Source organism: Nostoc sp. WHI (assembly GCF_015714725.1).
Classification (GTDB): Bacteria; Cyanobacteriota; Cyanobacteriia; order Cyanobacteriales; family Nostocaceae; genus Nostoc.
Genome location: NZ_WBKM01000003.1, coordinates 1 through 21,475, shown reverse-complemented (window position 1 = coordinate 21,475; position 21,475 = coordinate 1). Strand labels below are relative to the sequence as shown.

Annotated in this window: 11 protein-coding genes and 1 pseudogene; 6 read left to right on the top strand and 6 right to left on the bottom strand. The window is 40.4% G+C overall.

The window, feature by feature from the left end:
* The coding region (locus F8S12_RS00185; RefSeq protein WP_230967695.1) for a hypothetical protein at window positions 1–297 on the bottom strand (297 nt) is incomplete at its 3' end.
* A 53-nt stretch (window positions 298–350) separates the two neighbouring features.
* Between F8S12_RS00185 and F8S12_RS00180 the strand changes: the two genes are divergently transcribed.
* The 3 genes from F8S12_RS00180 (at window position 351) to F8S12_RS00170 (ending at window position 3,968) form a co-directional block, all read left to right on the top strand.
* A complete protein-coding gene (locus F8S12_RS00180) occupies window positions 351–803 on the top strand; it encodes a DUF3531 family protein (protein ID WP_196514217.1) in 453 nt (150 codons plus the stop codon).
* An 8-nt stretch (window positions 804–811) separates the two neighbouring features.
* Window positions 812–1,243: an NUDIX hydrolase gene (locus tag F8S12_RS00175; protein ID WP_196514216.1), complete on the top strand. Its 432-nt coding sequence runs from the start codon at window positions 812–814 to the stop codon at window positions 1,241–1,243.
* Between the two features lie 316 nt (window positions 1,244–1,559).
* Entirely contained in the window at window positions 1,560–3,968 is a 2,409-nt protein-coding gene (locus F8S12_RS00170) for a GH116 family glycosyl hydrolase (RefSeq protein WP_196514215.1), read from the top strand.
* A gap of 277 nt (window positions 3,969–4,245) precedes the next feature.
* Here F8S12_RS00170 and F8S12_RS00165 read toward each other — a convergent pair whose 3' ends face one another.
* The 3 genes from F8S12_RS00165 to F8S12_RS00155 all read right to left on the bottom strand — a co-directional run bounded on the left by F8S12_RS00165 (window position 4,246) and on the right by F8S12_RS00155 (window position 13,238).
* Complete coding sequence (locus F8S12_RS00165; protein ID WP_196514214.1) at window positions 4,246–5,706, bottom strand: hybrid sensor histidine kinase/response regulator; 1,461 nt, start codon at window positions 5,704–5,706, stop codon at window positions 4,246–4,248.
* A 62-nt stretch (window positions 5,707–5,768) separates the two neighbouring features.
* A complete protein-coding gene (locus F8S12_RS00160) occupies window positions 5,769–8,402 on the bottom strand; it encodes a hybrid sensor histidine kinase/response regulator (RefSeq protein ID WP_196514213.1) in 2,634 nt (877 codons plus the stop codon).
* Between the two features lie 486 nt (window positions 8,403–8,888).
* A complete protein-coding gene (locus F8S12_RS00155) occupies window positions 8,889–13,238 on the bottom strand; it encodes an amino acid adenylation domain-containing protein (RefSeq protein ID WP_196514212.1) in 4,350 nt (1,449 codons plus the stop codon).
* Window positions 13,239–14,689: 1,451 nt separating this feature from the next.
* Between F8S12_RS00155 and F8S12_RS00150 the strand changes: the two are divergent.
* A pseudogene (locus F8S12_RS00150) lies at window positions 14,690–15,156 on the top strand (HetP family heterocyst commitment protein).
* Between the two features lie 784 nt (window positions 15,157–15,940).
* Here the strand turns inward: F8S12_RS00150 and rpe are convergent.
* Entirely contained in the window at window positions 15,941–16,648 is a 708-nt protein-coding gene (gene rpe, locus F8S12_RS00145; RefSeq protein WP_196514211.1) for a ribulose-phosphate 3-epimerase, read from the bottom strand.
* A 168-nt stretch (window positions 16,649–16,816) separates the two neighbouring features.
* On the opposite strand from rpe, the gene F8S12_RS00140 reads away from it, so the two are divergent.
* Window positions 16,817–18,412 (top strand): S8 family serine peptidase, encoded by a 1,596-nt coding sequence (locus F8S12_RS00140; protein WP_196514210.1) that lies wholly within the window; start codon window positions 16,817–16,819, stop codon window positions 18,410–18,412.
* Window positions 18,413–18,649: 237 nt separating this feature from the next.
* Window positions 18,650–19,978, top strand: a complete 1,329-nt coding sequence (locus tag F8S12_RS00135; protein WP_196514209.1) for a serpin family protein — start codon at window positions 18,650–18,652, stop codon at window positions 19,976–19,978.
* Window positions 19,979–20,109: 131 nt separating this feature from the next.
* Here the strand turns inward: F8S12_RS00135 and F8S12_RS00130 are convergent, their stop codons facing one another.
* Complete coding sequence (locus tag F8S12_RS00130; protein WP_196514208.1) at window positions 20,110–21,276, bottom strand: AI-2E family transporter; 1,167 nt, start codon at window positions 21,274–21,276, stop codon at window positions 20,110–20,112.
* Window positions 21,277–21,475: the final 199 nt, after the last annotated feature.

Sequence of the window (21,475 nt, the reverse complement as noted above, 5' to 3'; positions counted from 1 at the left end):
CATTCCCCATTCCCCATTCCCCATTCCCCATTCCCCATTCCCCATTCCCCATTCCCCATTCCCCATTCCCCATTCCCCATTCCCCATTCCCCATTCCCCATTCCCCATTCCCCATTCCCCATTCCCCATTCCCCATTCCCCATTCCCCATTCCCCATTCCCCATTCCCCATTCCCCATTCCCCATTCCCCATTCCCCATTCCCCATTCCCCATTCCCCATTCCCCATTCCCCATTCCCCATTCCCCATTCCCCATTCCCCATTCCCCATTCCCCATTCCCCATTCCCCATTCCCCATTCCCTACTTTGATATGCTTATTTTCATCAGAGTAATTGAGATATGTAACCCAAATGCAAATTCAGTTTCGTGAGATTAATCCTTTTGATGTATGGATTTGGCTAAAGTTCAGCACAAATCCTTCTGAGCGTGAAAAGCAGTATGTAGAAGAAGTTTTCAATTCCTGGTTTTATCTGGGTAAATTGGGTGCATTTAATGCAGAAAATCTCCAAGTGCAGGACACTGGACTGGATATCAACTACATGTATTATGATGAAAAAGGGTATGACAAAAGCTTGCTAGCACTGATGCACAACATGGGCGAGTTTGAGTATGAAGGTCAGTGGGCACGTTGTTGGTTGGACTTAGGAACTAGTGATGCGATCGCCCTGGATATTTTAATCAACGCCCTCACACAGCTTTCTGAAGAATATGTAAACATTGAAGAATTGTGCATCGGCGGTGAAAATTCAGATTGGTCTATTGAAAATAGTGAAAGTCGCCCTGAGTCTATTTACGATAATTAATTACAACAATGAATAAAGCAGGTGAAATTCGGATATTAGCCTTGGGGCTGATTCGAGATGGCGAACGCATATTTGTTTCTGAAGGCTACGATCCTGTAAAGCAAGAAACATTTTATCGCGCTTTGGGTGGTGGTGTTGATTTTGGTGAAACCAGCCGCGACGCCCTACAAAGAGAATTCCAAGAAGAAATTCAGGCAGACTTAACGAATATTCGCTATTTAGGTTGTATAGAAAATCTATTTACCTTTAGTGGTAGGCAGGGTCACGAAATTATTCAGCTTTATCAATGTGGTTTTGCTGATTCCAAGTTTTATCAACTAGAAAGTTTAGTATTTTCAGAATCAGAAAGTCATCAACATAAAGCATTATGGATAGATATTTCTCGATTCAAATCTGGAGAATTAAGATTAGTGCCGGAAGTATTTTTTGAATATTTGTAAACTTTATGTAACAGTGTTATGAATCAAAAACCCCTCTTGAATAGGACTTACGCAAACAATAGTCGAAACCCTTATTTTATGGTAGGGGCAATTCATGAATTGCCCCTACCGTGTGTAGCTTTGCGTAAGTCCTATTGAATAAGAATCTAGAGGCGCTAAAGATATGTTTAAATTACTTCTCATTAACCTGCCAGTACCGCGTTTTACTTGAGAAAATTCACACATCGCGCTAGTCTTCATTGACGCGTTTTACTTGAGAAAATTCACACATCGCGCTAGTCTTCATTGACGTAACTGCACGTTGTAACATCAGGTGATGATAAATCAACTCTCCCCAGAAATTCCCTCTTGCACTTGGAGCCGTCCCATCGGTTTAGGCTGGGACAAACCTTATACCGTCCGCTACGCTAGCAATATCGATGATGGCCCTTGGCATGGTATGCCTTTAGGTGGCTTTGGTGCAGGTTGCATCGGTCGTTCTTCACGGGGAGACTTTAACCTGTGGCACATCGACGGCGGTGAGCATACCTTCAAAAACGTTCCCGCTTGTCAATTCAGTGTGTTTGAATCCAATGGTACATCTTCCCAAGCCTACGCTTTATCTACCCAAGTGCCAGAAGATGCTACCCTCAAAGCTTGGCAATGGTATCCGACACTTTCCGGCATTGAGGGGACAGGCAATTATCACGCGCTCTATCCACGTAGCTGGTTTGTGTATGAAAACATATTTCAAGCACAGTTGACCTGTGAGCAGTTTTCTCCAATTTGGGCAGGTAATTACCAGGAAACTAGCTACCCTGTGGCAATATTCCTCTGGAGTGCCCACAACCCAACAGATGCACCTATTACTCTCAGTATCATGCTCACTTGGCAAAATATGGTGGGCTGGTTTACTAACACCCTCAAATCTTCCCAAGTGCAAGTGCGCGATGATGGTAGTCCTGTTTACGAATACCAACCGCGCTGGCGCGAAAGTCAAGGCAACCATAACCAAATAGTTGAAAATACACAACAGTTTGGTTGTATTTTAGGCCGAGTTGGTAGTGATGAACCTTTAAGGGAAGGGGACGGAACATGGTGTATTGCGACGCTGAAGCATCCCCAGGTGGAAATATTTCATCATACTGGCTGGAATCCTGAAGGAACCGGTGAGGAAATATGGGAAAGCTTTGCTAAAGATGGTTCTTTGCCTAATTATCTTGATGCCACTCCAGCAACAGAGAATATACAATTGGGGGCTGCGATCGCACTTCGTTTTACTCTCCAACCAAGCGAAACTCTCGAAATCCCCTTTGTCCTCGCTTGGGATCTCCCCATCACAGAATTTGCTGCTGGAGTTAACTATTACCGCAGATATACAGACTTTTTTGGTAAAAGTGGTGATAATGCTTGGGCGATCGCATCCACTGCGCTACAAGAATACCAAACTTGGCGATCGCAAATTCAAAGTTGGCAACAACCCATTCTCGACCGGGAAGATTTACCCAACTGGTTTAAAATGGCTCTATTTAATGAGCTTTACGACCTCACCAGTGGCGGTACTCTCTGGAGTGCAGCATCAGAACTTGACCCCATCGGTCAGTTTGCCGTGCTAGAGTGCCTAGATTATCGTTGGTATGAAAGTTTAGATGTGCGGCTGTATGGCTCTTTTGCTCTGCTGATGCTGTTTCCAGAATTGGAAAAGTCGGTGATCCGGGCATTTGCAAGGGCAATTCCTCAAGGTGATGATACTCCCCGGATAATTGGCTATTACATGACAATTAAAGCAGAAAGTCCCATCGCTGTTCGGAAAGTCGTAGGTGCAACACCCCACGATTTAGGCGCACCGAATGAACACGTCTGGGAGAAAACCAACTATACCAGCTATCAAGACTGCAATTTGTGGAAGGATTTAGGTAGTGATTTTGTCTTGCAAGTATACCGCGATTTTCTGCTCACGGGTGCTGACGATGTAGAATTCCTCGCACACTGTTGGAATGCAGTTGTCCAAACCCTCGACTACCTAAAAACTTTTGACCTTGATGGTGATGGGATTCCTGAAAATTCTGGTGCGCCTGACCAAACCTTTGATGATTGGCGGTTACAGGGTGTCAGCGCCTATTGTGGGGGGTTGTGGTTAACGGCGCTACAAGCTGCGATCGCCATCAGCGATGTTTTATTAACGCACAGCCGAGGTAACGTAGCACAGTTGGCGTTACAAAAATCCATCTATGAAGCTTGGTTAGAACAATCTCGCCCCATTTATGACGAAAAACTCTGGAATGGGCAATATTACAAACTTGATAGTGAAAGTGGTTCCGATGTGGTGATGGCAGATCAATTGTGCGGACAGTTCTATGCTAGATTGCTGGACTTACCTGATATTGTACCGAGCGATCGCGCCCTCTCTGCCCTGAAAACTGTTTATGATGCGTGCTTTTTGAAATTCTGCAATGGCCAGTTTGGTGCAGCTAATGGTGTTTGTCCTGACGGTTCACCAGAAAATCCGCAAGCTACTCATCCTCTGGAAGTCTGGACGGGGATAAACTTTGGGCTGGCGGCTTTTCTTGTGCAGATGGGAATGAAGGATGAAGCATTTAAGTTGACGCAAGCTGTCGTACAGCAAATTTACAACAATGGTTTACAATTTCGCACGCCTGAAGCTATCACCGCAGTTGGTACTTTCCGCGCTAGCACTTACCTACGGGCAATGGCGATTTGGGGAATTTACTTAGTTATTAATTAGACCTCTTGCAAAAGTCCTTCTTTTCGCTTTCTTCTTTGCGCCTTTGCGCCTTTGCGTGAGACAAAAAATTATTTATGCAAGAGGTCTATTGATTAACTGTCATAAAACTTGGGAACACGAGGAAACTTTCCGCGTTTTCCCTTCTTTTCATCTGTGTTAAAAGAAAGTAAATGCCACCCAAACTTCTCTGTGCGTGAGATTATTATATCCTGATTTAGCAACGCCGATGCTTTAACTGCTGTGCGATCGCATCAATAGACATCTAGTGTCTAGTCTTTTATATATTTCCTGAAACAGAAAGTAGTTGACTCTGTGTTAAGGGTTCAAGTAAGTTCGGAGATGGCTGCAATTGATAATGAGACAATGCTGATTGCCCAAGTGGAATTTCAATTACAAACTCTGTTCCCTTACCTGGATTAGAGATACAGGACAATGAACCACCGTGTTGTTCAGTGACAATTTGGTAGCTAATTGATAATCCTAAACCTGTACCTTTACCAGCACGTTTAGTTGTGAAAAAAGGATCAAATAACTGTTTTTGAATCTCCTGTAATATTCCAGGCCCATTATCAATAATTCTAATTTTAATATGTTTTGCTTCTACAACATGTGTGTAAATCCAAATAGTCGGGGTAATCAAAGAGTTATAAGTGTCTATAACCTCCTCCAAAGCATCAATTGCATTACTGAGGATGTTCATAAACACTTGGTTCATTTTTCCTGGATAACATTCAATTATAGGTAAATTTTCATATTTTTTAATGACATGAATAGCCGGATGCGGCGATTTTTGATTCAGGCGATATTGGAGAATCATCAATGTACTATCAATACCTTCATGGATATCTACTGCTTTAATCTCGGCTTCATCATGGCGGGAAAAAGTCCGGAAAGACTTGACGATTTCACTAATTCTTTCAGCGCCGATTTGCATTGAAGAAAAAAGGTTTGGTAAATCTTCAACTAAAAACTCCAAGTCAATTTCTTGGATTTTTTCCTGAATATCGGTAGTGGGATGAGGATACTGAACGAGATAAAGCTGTATTAGTTCTAATAAATTATGGATATAGTGATTAGCATGCTGAATATTGGCATAGATAAAATTAATTGGATTATTAATTTCGTGAGCAACACCAGCTACTAACTGGCCTAAAGTAGCTAATTTTTCCGACTGCACAAGCTTAACTTGAGCTTCTTGTAAATTGTGGAGAGCTTGTGAAAGTTCTTTAGTCCTTTCTTCTACCCGGTGCTCTAAATCCTGAGTTAACTGCTGCAAGGCAGCTTCTGCTGCAATACGTTCCTCAATTTCTTGTTTCAGATGCACATTTTGCTCCTCCAGTGCTGTGCTTACATTTCGTAGTTGCATATGAACTTGAACACGCGCTAATACTTCTGCTTGTTGAAACGGCTTGGTGATATAGTCTACAGCACCTAGCAACAGCCCTTTGACTTTATCTACAGAGTCACTAAGAGCAGTCATAAAAATGATTGGTATATCTTTAGTGTTAGGATTGGCCTTTAATCGACGGCACGTTTCAAATCCATCAATTCCTGGCATCATTATATCTAACAAAATCAATGCTGGTGAATCGTATTCAATTTGTCTGATGGCACTTTCTCCGCTAGTTGCCACTGCAACGTCAAATCCAGTATCTGTTAGAGCTTCTGAAAGCACTTCTAAGTTAGTGGGAATATCATCGACAATTAAAATTACATTTGAATTGAATAGATGTGTCATAAATTCCTGTCAAGTAATTAATGTGATTTAAAAAGCCAAATCTAACTAATGAAATTTTAGAGTCAGTTTGTTTTGATAAAGTCTCGAATAAAGTTTTGAATTTTTTCGACTTGAAAGTTTTGAGCTAACTGAAAAATCTTTTCAGCAAATGGGGCTAATTCCTGATTATCTTTTGTTAGTTCTTTTAACTCTTGTTGTAACGTTTTAATCCGCCCTTTTAAAGCAAGTTGATATAACTTAGACAGAGCTTCCGGCGGCGGCGGCTCTATTTTTTTTGTACTCAATAAATAATTTTGTTTTTGTTGTCCGATTTCTAAAGCATAGACATTTAGATTTTTATCTTCAGAGTTTTGATCATAAATCCATTCCAGGTTTAGGTACTTTTGAAGCTTTGCTAGCAACTCAACTGCTTCCACAGGCTTGGCAAGAAAGTCATCACCACCTGCATCTAAACTTTTCTGGATGTCAGTCTTATATACACTTGCTGATGAAACAATAATTTTCATATATTTTAAATCAGGAGAATTTCGCAAATGTTGTATCAATTCAAATCCATCCATCACAGGCATAGAGATATCGGTAATAATTAGATCAGGTATACAATCACCAGCTTTTGCCAAAGCTTCTTGACCGTCAGCGCATTCTAGAACTTCAAATCCAAGAGGTTCCAACAAATTAATCACTACTGAACGATTTTCCCATCGGTCATCTACTATTAAGATTTTTCGTTTTTTACCCTGGAAACCAAGGATAGTTCCTTGTGAAAAAGCAATAGACTTTTCTAACCAATCTACTGCTTCAGATAACTCTACATCAAACCAAAAAATACTGCCTTTATCCAATTGGCTTTGCACTTTTAAAGTGCTATCCATCAGGGCAACAATTTTCTGACTGATGGTTAACCCTAATCCTGTTCCTTCTGATTGCTTTTTAATATCACCAACCTGCTCAAATGGTAAAAATATTTTTTCTAATTCCTCATTGGACATACCTACACCAGTATCTTCAACTTGGAAACGAATTCGATAAATTGATGGCTCTCCCTTCTCGCTACTTCTTACCTTTTCTACTTTAACTACAAATTTAACTAAACCTTTGTCAGTAAACTTGATAGCATTACCCAATAAGTTAATTAAAATTTGCCGCAACCTTTTTTCATCAGCCTGAATACCTAGAGGCAAATGCTCATTAGCTTCATACACAAATTCAATATTTTTTTCCTCAGCTTTAATGCGACAAATTTCAGCAACGCCTTGAAGAAAGGAAGGAAAATAAAAATTTGTCGGATACAGTTCTATTTTCTGAGCTTCGATTTTAGAAATATCAAGGATATCATTAATTAAAGTCAATAGATGTGAGCCACATTGGCTAATAACGCTGATACCTTTTTGTTGTTTATCACTGAGATTTTTTGAGCCTTGAAGGATTTGGGCATAGCCTAAGATACCGTTGAGGGGCGTGCGTAATTCATGGCTCATGTTGGCAAGGAATTCGCTCTTGGCTATGTTGGCACTATCAGCAACTTCTTTGGCTGCCTTAAGTTCAACTGTGCGTTCCTCCACTCGCAGTTCTAAGTCCTCGAATGACTCCTTTAATTGGGCTGCCATTTGATTAAAAGACTGTGCCAAAATTTCTATTTCATCAGCATCCTGCAACTCAAACTTTTGGGTCTTGTAGCTATTAGCAACCACTCTACTATTTTGACCCAAACGAAGTGTCCTTTGGGCATCAGCTTCTGCTAACTTATGGCACTCTCCAAGAATGGGTTGCAAGCGGTTATTGAGTTGACGGATAAACAAAGTGACGACTAATGCTAGTACCATACCAGCACCTAAAGCACCACCAACTGCAATAGATAATACTGGGACTAACACGACCGACTGGGGTACTATTGCTAGCATCAACCAGTTGGTACCTTTGACTCTTTGAAATACCCAGTATTTACCCTTTGCCTGGATAAAACCGTCATCATCGGCTTCAATCTGCTGCCATACATCCCTTAACTCTGGTATTTGCTTATAGGTTGCCAATGACTTAGCTTTTTCTGGTTCTGGTGGATATGCAAGCAAATTACCTTTTTGACTGACAATTGCAAAATAACCTCCTCCCCAGGTTACAGGTTTTTTGATTTCCTCTGTGAGTGCCGTAACGTTGATATCTAATCCTACGACACCAATGAGTTCATCACGGTTATTGAATACGGGAGATGTACTAGTTGTCATAGTAATTCCAAACCAGTTATATGGCTCTAACCAGACTTCTTTTCCCGCCGCGATAGGTAATGTATAATAGTCTTTCTCAAAGCATGTAGCCTCAAGCTCACAAATATCTGTAAGCAGATAGCCGTGATGGGGAAATGGTAAAGGTTTACCCACCTGACCAGGTATCTTTTGATCTATATATATATAAGGCCAATAAAACTTCCGATCTTGGAGAATTTTGTAAGCTACCTGACCAAAACCAGCCCCCATCGTTAGAGATGAGCGTTTCTGAAGGATTTCAAAAACTATTTGTTTGTAGATGTCTGGATCTTTCACTCCGATATCGTTTAAGGTTTTAGCTCCAGCAACCAGACTCAGCATGGATTGTTCCGCTCTACCTAGTTTTCCTTCAATTGATCTGACTTGCGTGCTGAGATTAGCTTCTATTTCTTTTTGTGCCCGGTATTCCAGCGCTTTATAGAAGAAATAGGACATACTGCCTAATCCCACCAAAGCGCCACTTAATACATAGAAGAATAATCTCGATCCGATGGACTTACGTAGGTGGCTTTGCATAGTCTTAAAGAGTTTTACCTTACTCAACTGTTTGATGTCACCTTGCTGGGATCAATTATGATTCATAGTTAATAATTCCCTATTAGATTGAAGGAATAACAGTTGAGGAAAAATTAATAATTGGAGTTTAGACTAATTTTATCCAGAAAACCGCCAAATCCTTATCCAGAAAGGCTTTCATGATTTATAGCCTTGTTTTGATTCGGAAGTTTAAAATGCTTGCTACACAAGGGTTGTAGCCTTAAAAAAAGAATTTAGTCTAAACTCCAGTTAATAAGCAACGGTTACCAAGTTGAATTTACATTCGTTTCAAGCTAATTACAAGTTCTATCTGATGATTTACTTCTACAGGGTAATTTTGCCTTAGAGGATGTTTTAACAGGGTAATTTTTTAATCATATTGTCCTATTTCGCAACTGTCTGCATTTGTTCTTTGTAAATAACTTTACTGGCTTCAGTATTGTCTTTAGGAGGTTTAATAAAACCATTGTGAGTAAGATAGGAAAAGTAAGTATGTAGCATCTTGCTATTGACGGGTAGACAGATAATAGAAGTCCCTGCAAGCATATTCAACGTATGTTGGCAGTCAAATGCTTTAGAGGTCTTTAAGAAAATTTCTAGATAGGTCATTTTGGCATTAAAAATATTTTCGGTAAACAGCGATATAATTGGTTCCAAAGCATTCTCTTGGGAGATATCTAACTTTAGCAACTCAGCTTGCCATTTCTCATATGGTAAAAGTCGAATATGGTAGCCGAAACTTCGGATATTTGTAACAAGCTTGTTCCAAAGTAATGGGTTAGGGTTAACAATATGAAACACTTTGCCTGTAGATTCTTTCTGTCTTGATAAATATAAAATAGCTTTACTAGCAAAGTCTATCGGAGTCAAATTGATCCATTGTTCCAAATTAGGTGCAGATCCCATCTGAATCATGCCTTTGATGATTCTGCTTATCAAGTCGTTAGCTTGAGAAACACCTGTTTGACTATGACCAGAAATCATTCCTGGCCTGTAAATACATGTAGGAATTCCCCTAGATTGAGCAGCAATTACTAGCTTTTCAGCAACCCATTTAGTTTGGGTATAACCTTGTTTAAGCTCGTAAGGATTATCAAGGTGTTCATCTTCTCTAATCATATTTCTTTCATGAAAACTCAGAGGATTCAGTACATCAATAGTTGAGATGAAGTGAACAGGAGTGACTTTTCCCTGACTAGCTAACCTAATAATTTCTTGGGTTCCTAACACATTGGTAGCTCGCAATATATTGTACGGATAAACCAGATTTACGAATGCTCCAGCATGATAAATTAGATCGAGTTTGTTAGCTAACTCTCGAAACTTTTCAACAGTTAGTCCCAATAAAGGTTGTGATAAATCTCCTAAGATAGGAATTATTCTAGAGCTTAACTTGCCACTTCCAAGCATGTAACGCTCTAAATTAGCTTGAATTTTCTGCCGACCCTGTTCAAGATTAGAGGCACGAACTAGGCAATAAATATTTGCCTGAGTTTGTTGCAGAAGCTCATGCAGTAAAAAAGCACCTAAAAAACCTGTTGCCCCAGTCAAGAATATTTGTTCTGGTTCAGTTTTTGATTCAATAAAGGGTAGCTCAGGATAAATTGTTGGATCTAAGATGGCTTCTGTATGTAGACATATCTGAGTTTCTTCTTCAAGATGAACAGCAGAATTAAAGTTCTGGGTAGCATTAATTGCTTTGATTAATCCAGCTATCGTCGGCTCTCTAAGAAGGTAAGATAAAGATACTTTTATTTGAATAATCTCTTCTACTTGAGCAAGCATATGAGCTGTTAGCAGAGAATGTCCTCCCAGTTCAAAAAAGTTATCGTAAATGCCAACTTGTTCTATTCCTAAAATCTGAGACCAAATTTCAGCAAGCTGCTGTTCTAGTACAGTAGAAGCCGCGACGTATGCCTTTGTTAATATTGGCCGCTCTTGTTTAGGTTCAGGTAGCGATCGCCGATCAATCTTCCCATTTGGCGTTAGGGGTAGGGTTTCCATCACTACAAATGCCGAAGGAACCATGTAGTCAGGTAGTTTTTCCTTCAGGTAAGTACGTAGTTGGGGAACCAAATTGCTTTTCTCATATATTTGAAGAGGATTATTGGCATAAGCACTCAATGGTTTTAACTCTAATGGTTGCTCTGCCAGTGGTTGCTCTGCCAGGACAAGAATAGCCCTTTGGTCTGTTGCTTTCGACTGGCTTTGCAGCACAACGTCATAAGTACCTGGAGTGTTTAACTTAGACCAAGTTATATGGGAGTCATAGGGTAGATATTGACTTATATTCCAAAATTCTTCTGGATGTGCTCTGGCTTGTTCATGGATTTGCCAGAGGGCTTCCCTTAGCTGTCCTACAGTTGCCGGTTGATTGGCACTTGCTAACAGTTCCACTGCCTTCACATCTAGGAAAACCCGGGCATTAGGCACATTGATAATCTTGAGAGTTTTTGGTTGTTTCTCTTGAAGAAATTTGCAGATTTGTGGTATTGATATATCCTGTTGTTGCCAATCCCAACATAAAGGCTCTGCATCTGGATAGACATCTGTCTCAACATGAAGAATGACATCAGAGCGAAACCTAATAAGTTCGTTTTGAGAGTGACCTCGCTTAAGTAAGGTTTGAACATGACTAATACTGGGAATTCTCTGCTTCAAAGCAGGAAAGAAGTCTGGAGCAAGCACTAGTTCTCTGTCGCGGAAAATTCGTTCCCGGATCATTTGTTGGAGTTGATGACTGGAAACAGAAGAAGTAGCTTGGCTGAGTTGAACTGCGGTATGAAAAGTTTCTAGTAACGGTAAACTACGAACGTCACCAATGAAAATCTGCCCTCCCGGTTTGATCAATTTGACAATCTTCTCAATAACCTGCAACAGATAATCCACACTGGGAAAGTATTGAATCACGGAGTTGATGATTACAGTATCAAAGCTGGCGGGTTCTAATCCTTCAAGTTCATGGGCTGCACCCTCAGATACCGTTACATGTGACCAATGTTGCTTGCTTTTGCTCAATTGCTGCTCAATATAGTAGATAGCTTCTTTAGAGATATCCATACCGAAGTAGTGACTACAGTGAGGGGCAATACCAAATAGGAGAAGTCCATTACCACATCCAATCTCTAATACTCGCTGAGGGTTTAAGGAGAGAATTTGCTTAACTGTGGAATTCACATATTCATGCATCTCATCAACTGGTATGGGTATACCTGTAAAACTGTCATTCCAGCTAATGAAATTGAAAGTTGGATCGCAATCTTCATAAGGGTGACTATAAGTAGCATTCCATACATTTCTCCATTCCTGAAGTTGTTTAATATAAAACTGATTCATTGACTTTAATGGCTCCAAATCACTGTGAGTTTTTGGAACAACATATGCGACTAGGCGTTTATCTCCAAACTCATCTTCTCTAGGAATAACCACAGCCTCTCTTATCTCTGGATATTGGTTGAGAGCTGCTTCCACCTCCCCCAATTCCACCCGGAAACCACGAATTTTGATTTGGTGGTCAATTCGACCAAGGAATTTGAGGTTACCATCAGGCAAATAGACAGCTATATCTCCGGTCTTGTAGAGCCGTGATTCTGTTTCTGGATTTAAGGAATGAAGAATAAACTTCTCAGATGTTAGCTCTGGGCAGTTAAGATAACCTCGAGCTAGACCAGATCCACTGATGTACACTTCTCCTTCTACGCCCATCAGAACAGGTCTGAGCTGATCATTGTTCCTGCGTTCTTGTACTTCTAACAAATGAATTTCTGTGTTCGGTAGAGGACGACCAATCGATGGAATCTCGGTTGATCCTTTTTGTATCAAAGTTACCGTGGAATAGGTTGTATCCTCTGTAGGACCGTAGAGATTGAAAACTTGTTGAATATGGTCTAGTTGATACAATTGCTGTACTAGAGTATTTTGCAACGGCTCGCCCGCCAAGTTAATGGTGTTAACTGAGGGAGGAATACCTTTGATACGGAGCAGTGCTGCGATCGCTGAAGGTACAGTATTGATCAAAGTTACTTCTGATGCTGCTGGCAAACTAGGTAACTCCAAAGCATCTTGAGCGAGAATCACCTTACCACCACAGCAGAGGGTGACGAACAATTCAAAGACGGAGAGATCGAAGCAAATTGATGTGGAGCCTAATACTCCCTTTAATTGTTCAGGAGTAAAAAATTTTCTTGCCCAGTCAATTAGGGCAACTGTATTGCGATGCTCGATTGCTACGCCTTTAGGTTTACCTGTAGAACCCGATGTGTAAATCACATAGGCAAGATTGTCAGGTTGGACTTCACAGACTGGGTTATCCACAGACTGTTGTGCAATGTTTTGCCAATCACTATCTATACAGACTGTATATGCTTGGTGTTGAGGAATCGATTCTAATAAATGCTGTTGCGTTAATAAGATAGGAAGTTGAGTATCTTCGATCACGAATCCTAAACGCTCTTTGGGATAGCTAGGATCAAGCGGAACATAGGCACCACCCGCTTTCAGAATGCCTAGCAGTGCAATAACCATGTTTAGCGATCGCTCTACACACACCCCAACCAAAACTTCTGGTTTAACTTCTAGCTTCTTCAAGTAGTGTGCTACTTGGTTCGCTTTTTGGTTAAGTTCTTGGTAGCTTAACTGCTCATTTTTAAAAATCACAGCTACAGCATTAGGGTCATGCTCAACTTGAAGTTCTATTAGTTTATGAATTAAAGAAAAATCGAATTTTTGCATCATCTTCCTTAAATATGCAAATAGCACTAGTCTGAATTTATCCTGTTACAAAGATTATCTGTGAAAGTATTTATCTTGACTAGCGTGACATCACTAGACTTATAAACAACAACTCAAAGTCTTTATTGAAGGCAGAATTATGATTTTTTAATAATTTTAATTATACTTATTAACCGATTTTTTTAAGTTTCAATCAAGCTTAACATTGCCTTCTGTAAAGGAATTATAATGAAAGCTATCAAAAAAAATAATTTCTGTTATGGAGGTCAAGAGTCTAGTTTTTTTGGACTCTTAACTCTGGAACGCCAGTTACTCATAGGGGAAACAACCCCCTGACGCTCTCTACGAGACGCTACGCGAACGCAAACTCGCTATCGGCCTTGGTGTCTCCCCTTCTCTACAATAATCAATCTTTCTTAGAGACGGCGATTTATCGCGTCTCTTGCCTTAACCGAACCCTATTGCGGTAGGTCTTTGCTTGAGAAAGCAGAGTCTGCATTTGTGATTTTATTTTCCGAGTGTTTCCGGAAGCGAAGGAAAATTTCAGTAATGGTAAGAGTTGTTTGTAAAAGCATCCTGTCACGGATGCTTTACTTATATAGTCAAAACTGTATATATATTTCCCATAAAAAGTGATTATTACAATTCACTATCTGTAATTTCTAGCTGATGCTTATGATAAATTCACCATCACATAAATTTATGGTGAATTTATTTAGATTTGCTAAAGCTGTAGCCATTAAAAATAAAGAAAGATAAGACTAATAAATAACATTATTTAATTGATGATTTTTAAAAATATTTTCAATATCTATGGCTGCTAATCTTTTTGATGCCATATATGCTACTATTTTTAGAGGTTGTTTCACATCCTAGTTAATAGTAATATTTTCTAATGATCTGACAATAATAAAGCTTTTAAATTGATATTGGGTGAGGGGTAATACCCCTCATGAATTAGCAAAAATGGGACAAAATTCAAAGTTGCACAATACACAAGTAAATCTCGAAAACTATTCAGTAAATTTAACTTGCAACTCTGCACAATTAGCAGATGACATTAACGACAAAAAATAGTATAAATGCGAATAGCGTTGTTAACGCTCAAAGATAAATATTTCTTCAGGCGATAAAAAAATCTGCTAATTTGCCGGAAATTGCTTAATTTATCAGTAATAAGAAATACAAGCATTTGAGCAGAGGGAATTTATGGAATTAGGAGTTTATAAAGTCTAAGAGGACAAAACTGTATCTACCAAGAGCCACACCGAGACTTTTGTTTTAACAGTCATCTAACAAGACAAAAGATCCGGTTTCCTTCCCATTATTGATATTGTCCCGGAAGCGATTAAACATCTGCAAAAAGGCTAGTGCAGATTGTAAACCTCAATTGAAACACCAACAATCGCAGAAACTAAACTAGTTTACTTCATCCCAGATAACTAAAACCTATGATGAATCAAGACATTGCTGGCATTAGTAGTAACTTAGATAAGACAGTGAAAGCTCAACAATTTGACAAAGTAGTTGAAGCAATTCTTGCTGGAAAATATTCTTGGGCATGTGTTTTAATGCTGCGATTTGGTGGCTATAATCCTCTCCATTACATTCCATATCGTACCTACAATCGATTGCTAAAAGAAAACTCTAAAGCCACTAGGACAAATCAACAGCAAAGTGAAAATATAAAAATGCTGAAACATGCTAATGATTCAATATCTGATAGTAATGTATCATCAAGCTGCCTAAGCAAAATCAAAGATCGAGCTTACCTGGAAGTAGTTGGAAAACAAAAAACAGAAATTCGTGGTGGTAGTTTAGATCAAAGATTGGCACAGTAAATTAACGAACATCAATGAAATCGCAATTAAAACCAGAAAGTACTCAAGATATTTTCTTGAAATGCTGTGGATTCAATTAAAAAGTATTTTGAATCAATAGATTCTGCCCTAAAGTTGATTGAGTCTCTGAGAGTCTGCTATGCTAATTTAAAATTTATAGCATGGCAGATTTTCTATAGCAGTGATTAGTTTGATATTTTTTTCAAAAATCTGCCAAAATGGCAAATATATACTGATGAGATTGGTAAACTAATAAAAATTACAATTTCAACCAAAATAGAGGTGATTGGCAAGCAAGTTAATTTAAAAAAATAAGATCAATGATTAGTTCTGACTATGAAATAAATCAACTGATTACAAAAGTAGTCAGCATTTCATGGAGTAAATAACTCCTACACCAAGACTGATGATCTAACCGTTACTACTGGTGGTTCTATTTTCGAGGAAGTCTGAGCAAAGAGAATTTGGGGAGGTGGATTCCCCCAATCCAAATTTTACACAGCTTTCACTGACTGCAGACGGTGCGAGTAATGCTGATAAAACTTCCTATCTTGTGCTTGGTGTTGCTTTAGTCAATAAAGCAAACGCTTAACACCAATACCAGGAACGGAAATAGAAAAGTTTCGGTGAAATTGTGATGTGATCTTGGCTGGTAGAACTGAAAGCTAATACGCTTCTCTTTCGACTATTGTAATCCTAGTCCTCCCAACCTGGATTATCTCTGCTTTCTAAACTTTCAATTTATATAACAACTACTGGAAGTTCAAAACTTGAATAGCTTCCAGTTTTTTATGTAGAAATAAAAGTAGGGTAGGCAATTTGCCCACCCTACTTTTTGTGGAGTATGATTAATTCAAAAATGAATTAAACTTTGGCTAATTCTGGGGTAGGACGTTTGCTATTGCGAATTGCTGTAACAGCTTCGGCATAATCCTTAGCGTTAAATACAGCTGAACCAGCGACAATTGCATTGGCTCCCGCTTCCAAAACTTGCCAGGTATTATTTGCCTTCAGTCCGCCATCTACTTCAATCCAAGGGTCAAGACCACGTTCATCACACATTTGGCGCAGCTTGCGGATTTTGGGTAACACTCCGGGGATAAAGCTTTGACCACCAAAACCAGGGTTTACGCTCATAATCAGTACTAAATCGCACAAATCTAGAACGTATTCAATTAGCTCTAGAGGGCTACCAGGATTAAGTACAACTCCAGCTTTCTTACCAAGCTCTTTAATTTGCCCCAAGGTGCGGTGCAGGTGTGGGGAAGCATTATGCTCGCAGTGTACGGAGATAATATCGGCACCCGCCTTAGCAAATCCCTCTACATATTTTTCTGGTTCCACAATCATCAAGTGAACATCCAGTGGCTTGGTTGTAACCGGACGAATCGCCTCCACAATCAGAGGGCCTATCGTAATATTAGGTACAAAACGACCGTCCATGACATCAACATGAATCCAATCCGCTCCAGCCGCGTCTACGGCGCGAATTTCGTCACCCAGACGACTAAAATCTGCTGATAGGATAGATGGAGAAATTACAATGGGCTTTTGAGATGAGTTTTGGGTCATGGCTAGTGGGTTTTCAAGCGTCCTTGTCTGTAAGCATTGTAACCAAATATTGAGCAAGACTCATAACTTTGATCCTGCTCTTTTGGGAAGATGGGGGAGATGGGGGAGAATAATAACTCTTGACCAATGACCAATGACCAATGACCAATGACCAATGACTAATGACTAATGACAAAAAAACTAACCTGGATAATTTGGGGATTGAGTGCTTCCTGTCTGAGTGCGCCAGTAATTGCTTCAGCTTTAGAATCTGTTCTGGGAACTAACGGCATTGACGTTTTGAAGCTACACCAAGCTCCTTATAATTTAATCGGTCGCAAGATTGCTATTGGTCAGGTGGAAATTGGCCGGCCGGGAATGTTTGGGTGGGATAAGGCAGTGTCTAAAAACCGTGCCATATCTGTAGCAGCAGTATTCTTACGCAATGGGCCAGCTAAATCAAATAGCGGTGTTGACCCCCATGCCTACAATGTTGCTGGCGTTATGGTGAGTCGAGACAAAGCTTTGCCAGGAGTTGCTCCGGGAGCGCGATTGTATTCATCTGCTGTGGGTTCTACTAAAAACATGGGTCAGCCAGAAGAATGCTTATCGGCCCAGCACATAGCGCTACAAAATAGTGGTGATGTTCGTGCTATTAACTTTAGCTTTGGTGAACCGTTGAGCCGCGATCCTCGGCCGGAGGCTACTTTAGACGGGAATGCTTTGCTAACTTTATGTGTTGACTGGTCTAGTCGCGTTCATGATGTTTTGTATGCGATCGCTGGCAACCAGGGTAAGGGGGGTATTCCCATTCCCACAGATAATTTTAACGGAATGAACGTGGCTTTTTCATCCCGCAGAGGAGGAGTATTTAATAAAGTAGACGTTGCCAATTTGGCAGGTGCTAACCAAGGAGTGAGCAGACGGCTGGCTGGAAAGGAGTTTAATCTTGATGGGCGTCGCGCCATCAGTTTAGTTGCTCCTGGTAATAACATTCCTTTGCTCAATCCAGATGGCAAATTGAAAAAGGTCACGGGGACAAGTTTTGCAGCACCTCAAGTTACGGCTACTGTTGCTTTGTTGCAGGAATTTGCTGATCGACAGATGCGGACAAAACAATCTCAGTGGAGCATTGATTCTCGGCACCATCAAGTGATGAAAGCTGTATTGCTGAATTCAGCAGACAAAATCCAAGATAGTGGCGATGGTTTGCAGTTGGGAATGACCCGGACACTAATTGATAAACAAAATCAAAACTGGCTAGATTCTGATGCTTACAAAGATCCTAATATTCCTTTAGACGCTCAAATGGGAGCGGGTCATTTGAATGTACTTCGCGCTTATCAGCAATTTAGTGGTGGTCAATGGCAGCCATCAGCTGCGGTATCAGCCCTTGGTTGGGATTATCGCACGGTCGATGTGGGAACATCTGTTGACTATATGTTAGCAAAACCGTTAAAGCAGGGGAGTTTTGTTGCTGTCACTCTGAGTTGGGATCGATTGGTGGAACTCAACGATAAAAATAAAAACCAGCAATATGATGTGGGCGAGAATTTTCGCGATCGCGGCTTGAATAATCTCGACCTCTACCTGGTAAAAACTGATGCTCAAAATTCAGATACTGGTGTTGTTTGCTCTTCAATCAGCCAAATTGATAGTGTAGAACATATTTTCTGCCCCGTTACTACTACTGGCAATTACAAAATGCGCGTTCAGTTTCGACAAAAATTAAATGAAGCGACTCAACCCTATGCTTTAGCTTGGTGGAGTGTGCCTATCAATTGACGTAGGGGTGTACAACGATCATTTCATAATTCGTATACATAGCCGCTTAAATTAGGAATTAGGAATTCACAACCCTAAGAACTAGTGTTTAATTCCTCTGAGCTACTCACTTGCTGTTACAAAAACTGTAACAGTCCCATTTTTCGATTGCAGCAAGTGCAATAGTTAGTCATTGACACAATATTTGCGTCAACACTGAGGCACAGATCAAGAATCTTTGGCAAGTGAGGTGGCAGAATGAATAGGCAAAAATATAGTGATGCGAAAGAAAACTTTCTGCAAAGGCGTTACGGTGTTAGTCTGGGCAGACGTTATGCTCTGGCAGCTGCAAGTGTTGTTCTATTCAGTGTATTAGGCTGCTCTCAGGTCGATAGTAACAAAAGTGTACTTGCTCAATCTAGTTTACCTCAGCCAGAAACTCCATTGCAAAAAAAAACAGTCAACACTGATACAAAAATCGTTGAGTCTAGCAATAAGTTTGGCTTCAAACTGTTTTCAGAAGTTCTGAAAAATGATACTGAGAAGAATATTTTTATCTCACCTTCGAGTATTGCGATCGCTCTAGCTATGACCTACAACGGCGCTAGTGGCTCGACTCAACAAGCAATGGCAAAAACCCTGGAATTACAAGGGATGAATCTACCAGAAATAAACTCTTCTTACGCGGCGGCATTAAATCAGCTTTTAGACAATTCGGATGCGAAAGTGCAACTGAATATTGCTAACTCACTTTGGGCAAATCAAGATGTTAGCTTTGCACCAGACTTTCTCAAGAAAACCCAGGATTTCTATCAAGCCAAGGTCAGCAATTTAGACTTTAAAGATGCCGCCGCATCTAGTATTATCAATAACTGGGTAAAAGAAAATACTAAGGGCAAAATCACTAAAATAGTTGAAACAATTGAACCAAATAAGGTGTTGTTTCTGATTAATGCCATATATTTTAAAGGTAGCTGGAGTAACGAATTTGACAAAAATCAAACTGCTGAATACCCGTTTTACGTGAAATCTGGCGAACAAAAACAACACCCAATGATGTCACAAAAGGGTGATTATAGATACTATGAAAGCGAACAATTTCAGGCAGTTAGTTTACCTTACGGTAAAGATGGTAAGGTCAGTTTTTATATCTTTCTGCCCAAACAGAACTCTAGCCTCAAAGCCTTTGATCAAAACTTGAATGTTGAGAACTGGGATAAATGGATGACTCAGTTCAACGAACAAAAAGGGTTTATTCGCCTACCCCGCTTCAAAACAGATTACGACGTTACACTGAATGATGCCTTAAAAACTTTAGGCATGGAAGAGGCATTCAGCAACAAAGCCAATTTTTCCGGCATGGGTAAAAATTTTGCCATTAGCCAAGTTAAGCATAAAACTTTTGTCGAAGTGAACGAAGAAGGTACTGAAGCGGCTGCGGCTACTTCAGTGGGAATGGTAGCAACATCTTTGAGACAGGAACCAGAACCATTCCGAATGATTGTTGATCGTCCCTTCTTTTGTGCCATTAGGGATAATCAGACGGGAAGCATTCTATTTATGGGTTCGATCATTGAGCCACAATGAGGAGGCAAGAGGCAGGAGGGATTCAAGACTTCATCTTTTGAATAGTTGACCTTCCTCCAAAATAGGAGTAAATATTTCCTACATAATTTTACACATCCTGCCCCCTGCCCCCTGTCCCCTGCCTCCTTTCACTAGGGTAATGTCGCTTCAGAAATGCTCAGAGTGTTTTTCGCGTCAGCTTTCAAGGATTCGTTTGCAGCAACGGGTGCAGTTATTTCCCCAGTGGCGCTGTCGTTTGTCTGACTACCAGGACGTAGGGCACTTAAGGCAGTCTTAATTACAACAGCTGTGGGTACTGCCACAATTACACCCAATAGTCCGCCAACTCTTGCCCCTGTCAAGACTGAAATTAAAATCCAAACTGGATTTAAACCCGTAAAACTGCCTAAAATTCGGGGGGCAATTAAGTTTTCGAGAATTTGCTGGACAATTACTGCTGCTATCAGGACTCTCACACCCATTGAAAAATCTTGCAATGCTACCAATAATGTAGTCATGGCAATGCCCACAGAACCACCAAAGGGGACGAGAGCCATCAGCCCAATAGTTAGACCAAATAGCAGTCCAAATGGCACTTTCAGCCACAAAAATGTCGGAATAAGAGCTGAGGCCATACAGGTAGATAAAATCAGCTGGGTGATGAAGAAATTTTGGAAACTCAAGCGGACTGTTTTGGAGAAAGGATCTCGAAATTTAGGGGGTAGCCATTCTACTAAACTTTGCCAGAGTTCACCGCCATGCTGTAAAAGATAGAAAGTCAAAACCATCGTCAAGAGGATATCTAGCAGACTAGTGACTGTAACTACCGCCAGATTTAAAACTTGTCCAGCTATCCCTTGTAATTGTCCCTTGACGCGATCGTTGATTTGCACTACCAAAGCATCGAGGTTAATCGGTAAGCCAAAAGTCTCAGCTTTTTCGTTTAATATCATTAACTGAGAGCGTCCAGAGTCAATCAACTCTGGCAAACGAGCTACCAGTTGTTCAGCTTGGGTGAGGGCTAGCGGAAAAAGAGTAACACCCAATGCCAATAAAATCGATAAAGCCAAAAGAAACACTAAGATAGCGACTTGCTCTCGCCTAGCCCCACGATGCTCCATCCAACTCACGGGGTAGTTGAGCAAAAATGCTAGTACTGAGGCTCCGACTAAAATGACTATGAGAGAATGAAAATAATTAAAAAATACCGAAAGTGTCCAACCATTGAGAACTAGCAGCGGAATGAATAACGCGATCGCCCCGATTCGCGCTATTGGTGTAAATTTTTGCCACCAGTCGAGTAGCTTGCGTGTCTGCATTTTGAGCTGATTGCGGGATAGAACTAAATGAAATCTTTCTTTATAGCTTATTATCTCTAACTATATGAATCTTATTCATCCTTCTAGTTTAGGAGTTACACTAACCCAAATGGAGAAATTGGAACCAAAAGAGAGTGGAGAAGAGGGAGCAGGGAGCAGGGAGCAGGGAACAGGGAGCAGGGAGCAGGGAGCGGGGGGC

Excerpts from the sequence above, each read along its gene's own strand:
- F8S12_RS00180 (WP_196514217.1), top strand. The coding sequence starts at position 351 with ATGCAAATTCAGTTTCGTGAGATTAATCCTTTTGATGTATGGATTTGG.
- F8S12_RS00175 (WP_196514216.1), top strand. The coding sequence starts at position 812 with ATGAATAAAGCAGGTGAAATTCGGATATTAGCCTTGGGGCTGATTCGA.
- F8S12_RS00170 (WP_196514215.1), top strand. The coding sequence starts at position 1,560 with ATGATAAATCAACTCTCCCCAGAAATTCCCTCTTGCACTTGGAGCCGT.
- F8S12_RS00165 (WP_196514214.1), bottom strand. The coding sequence starts at position 5,706 with ATGACACATCTATTCAATTCAAATGTAATTTTAATTGTCGATGATATT.
- F8S12_RS00160 (WP_196514213.1), bottom strand. The coding sequence starts at position 8,402 with ATGTCCTATTTCTTCTATAAAGCGCTGGAATACCGGGCACAAAAAGAA.
- F8S12_RS00155 (WP_196514212.1), bottom strand. The coding sequence starts at position 13,238 with ATGATGCAAAAATTCGATTTTTCTTTAATTCATAAACTAATAGAACTT.
- rpe (WP_196514211.1), bottom strand. The coding sequence starts at position 16,648 with ATGACCCAAAACTCATCTCAAAAGCCCATTGTAATTTCTCCATCTATC.
- F8S12_RS00140 (WP_196514210.1), top strand. The coding sequence starts at position 16,817 with ATGACAAAAAAACTAACCTGGATAATTTGGGGATTGAGTGCTTCCTGT.
- F8S12_RS00135 (WP_196514209.1), top strand. The coding sequence starts at position 18,650 with ATGAATAGGCAAAAATATAGTGATGCGAAAGAAAACTTTCTGCAAAGG.
- F8S12_RS00130 (WP_196514208.1), bottom strand. The coding sequence starts at position 21,276 with ATGCAGACACGCAAGCTACTCGACTGGTGGCAAAAATTTACACCAATA.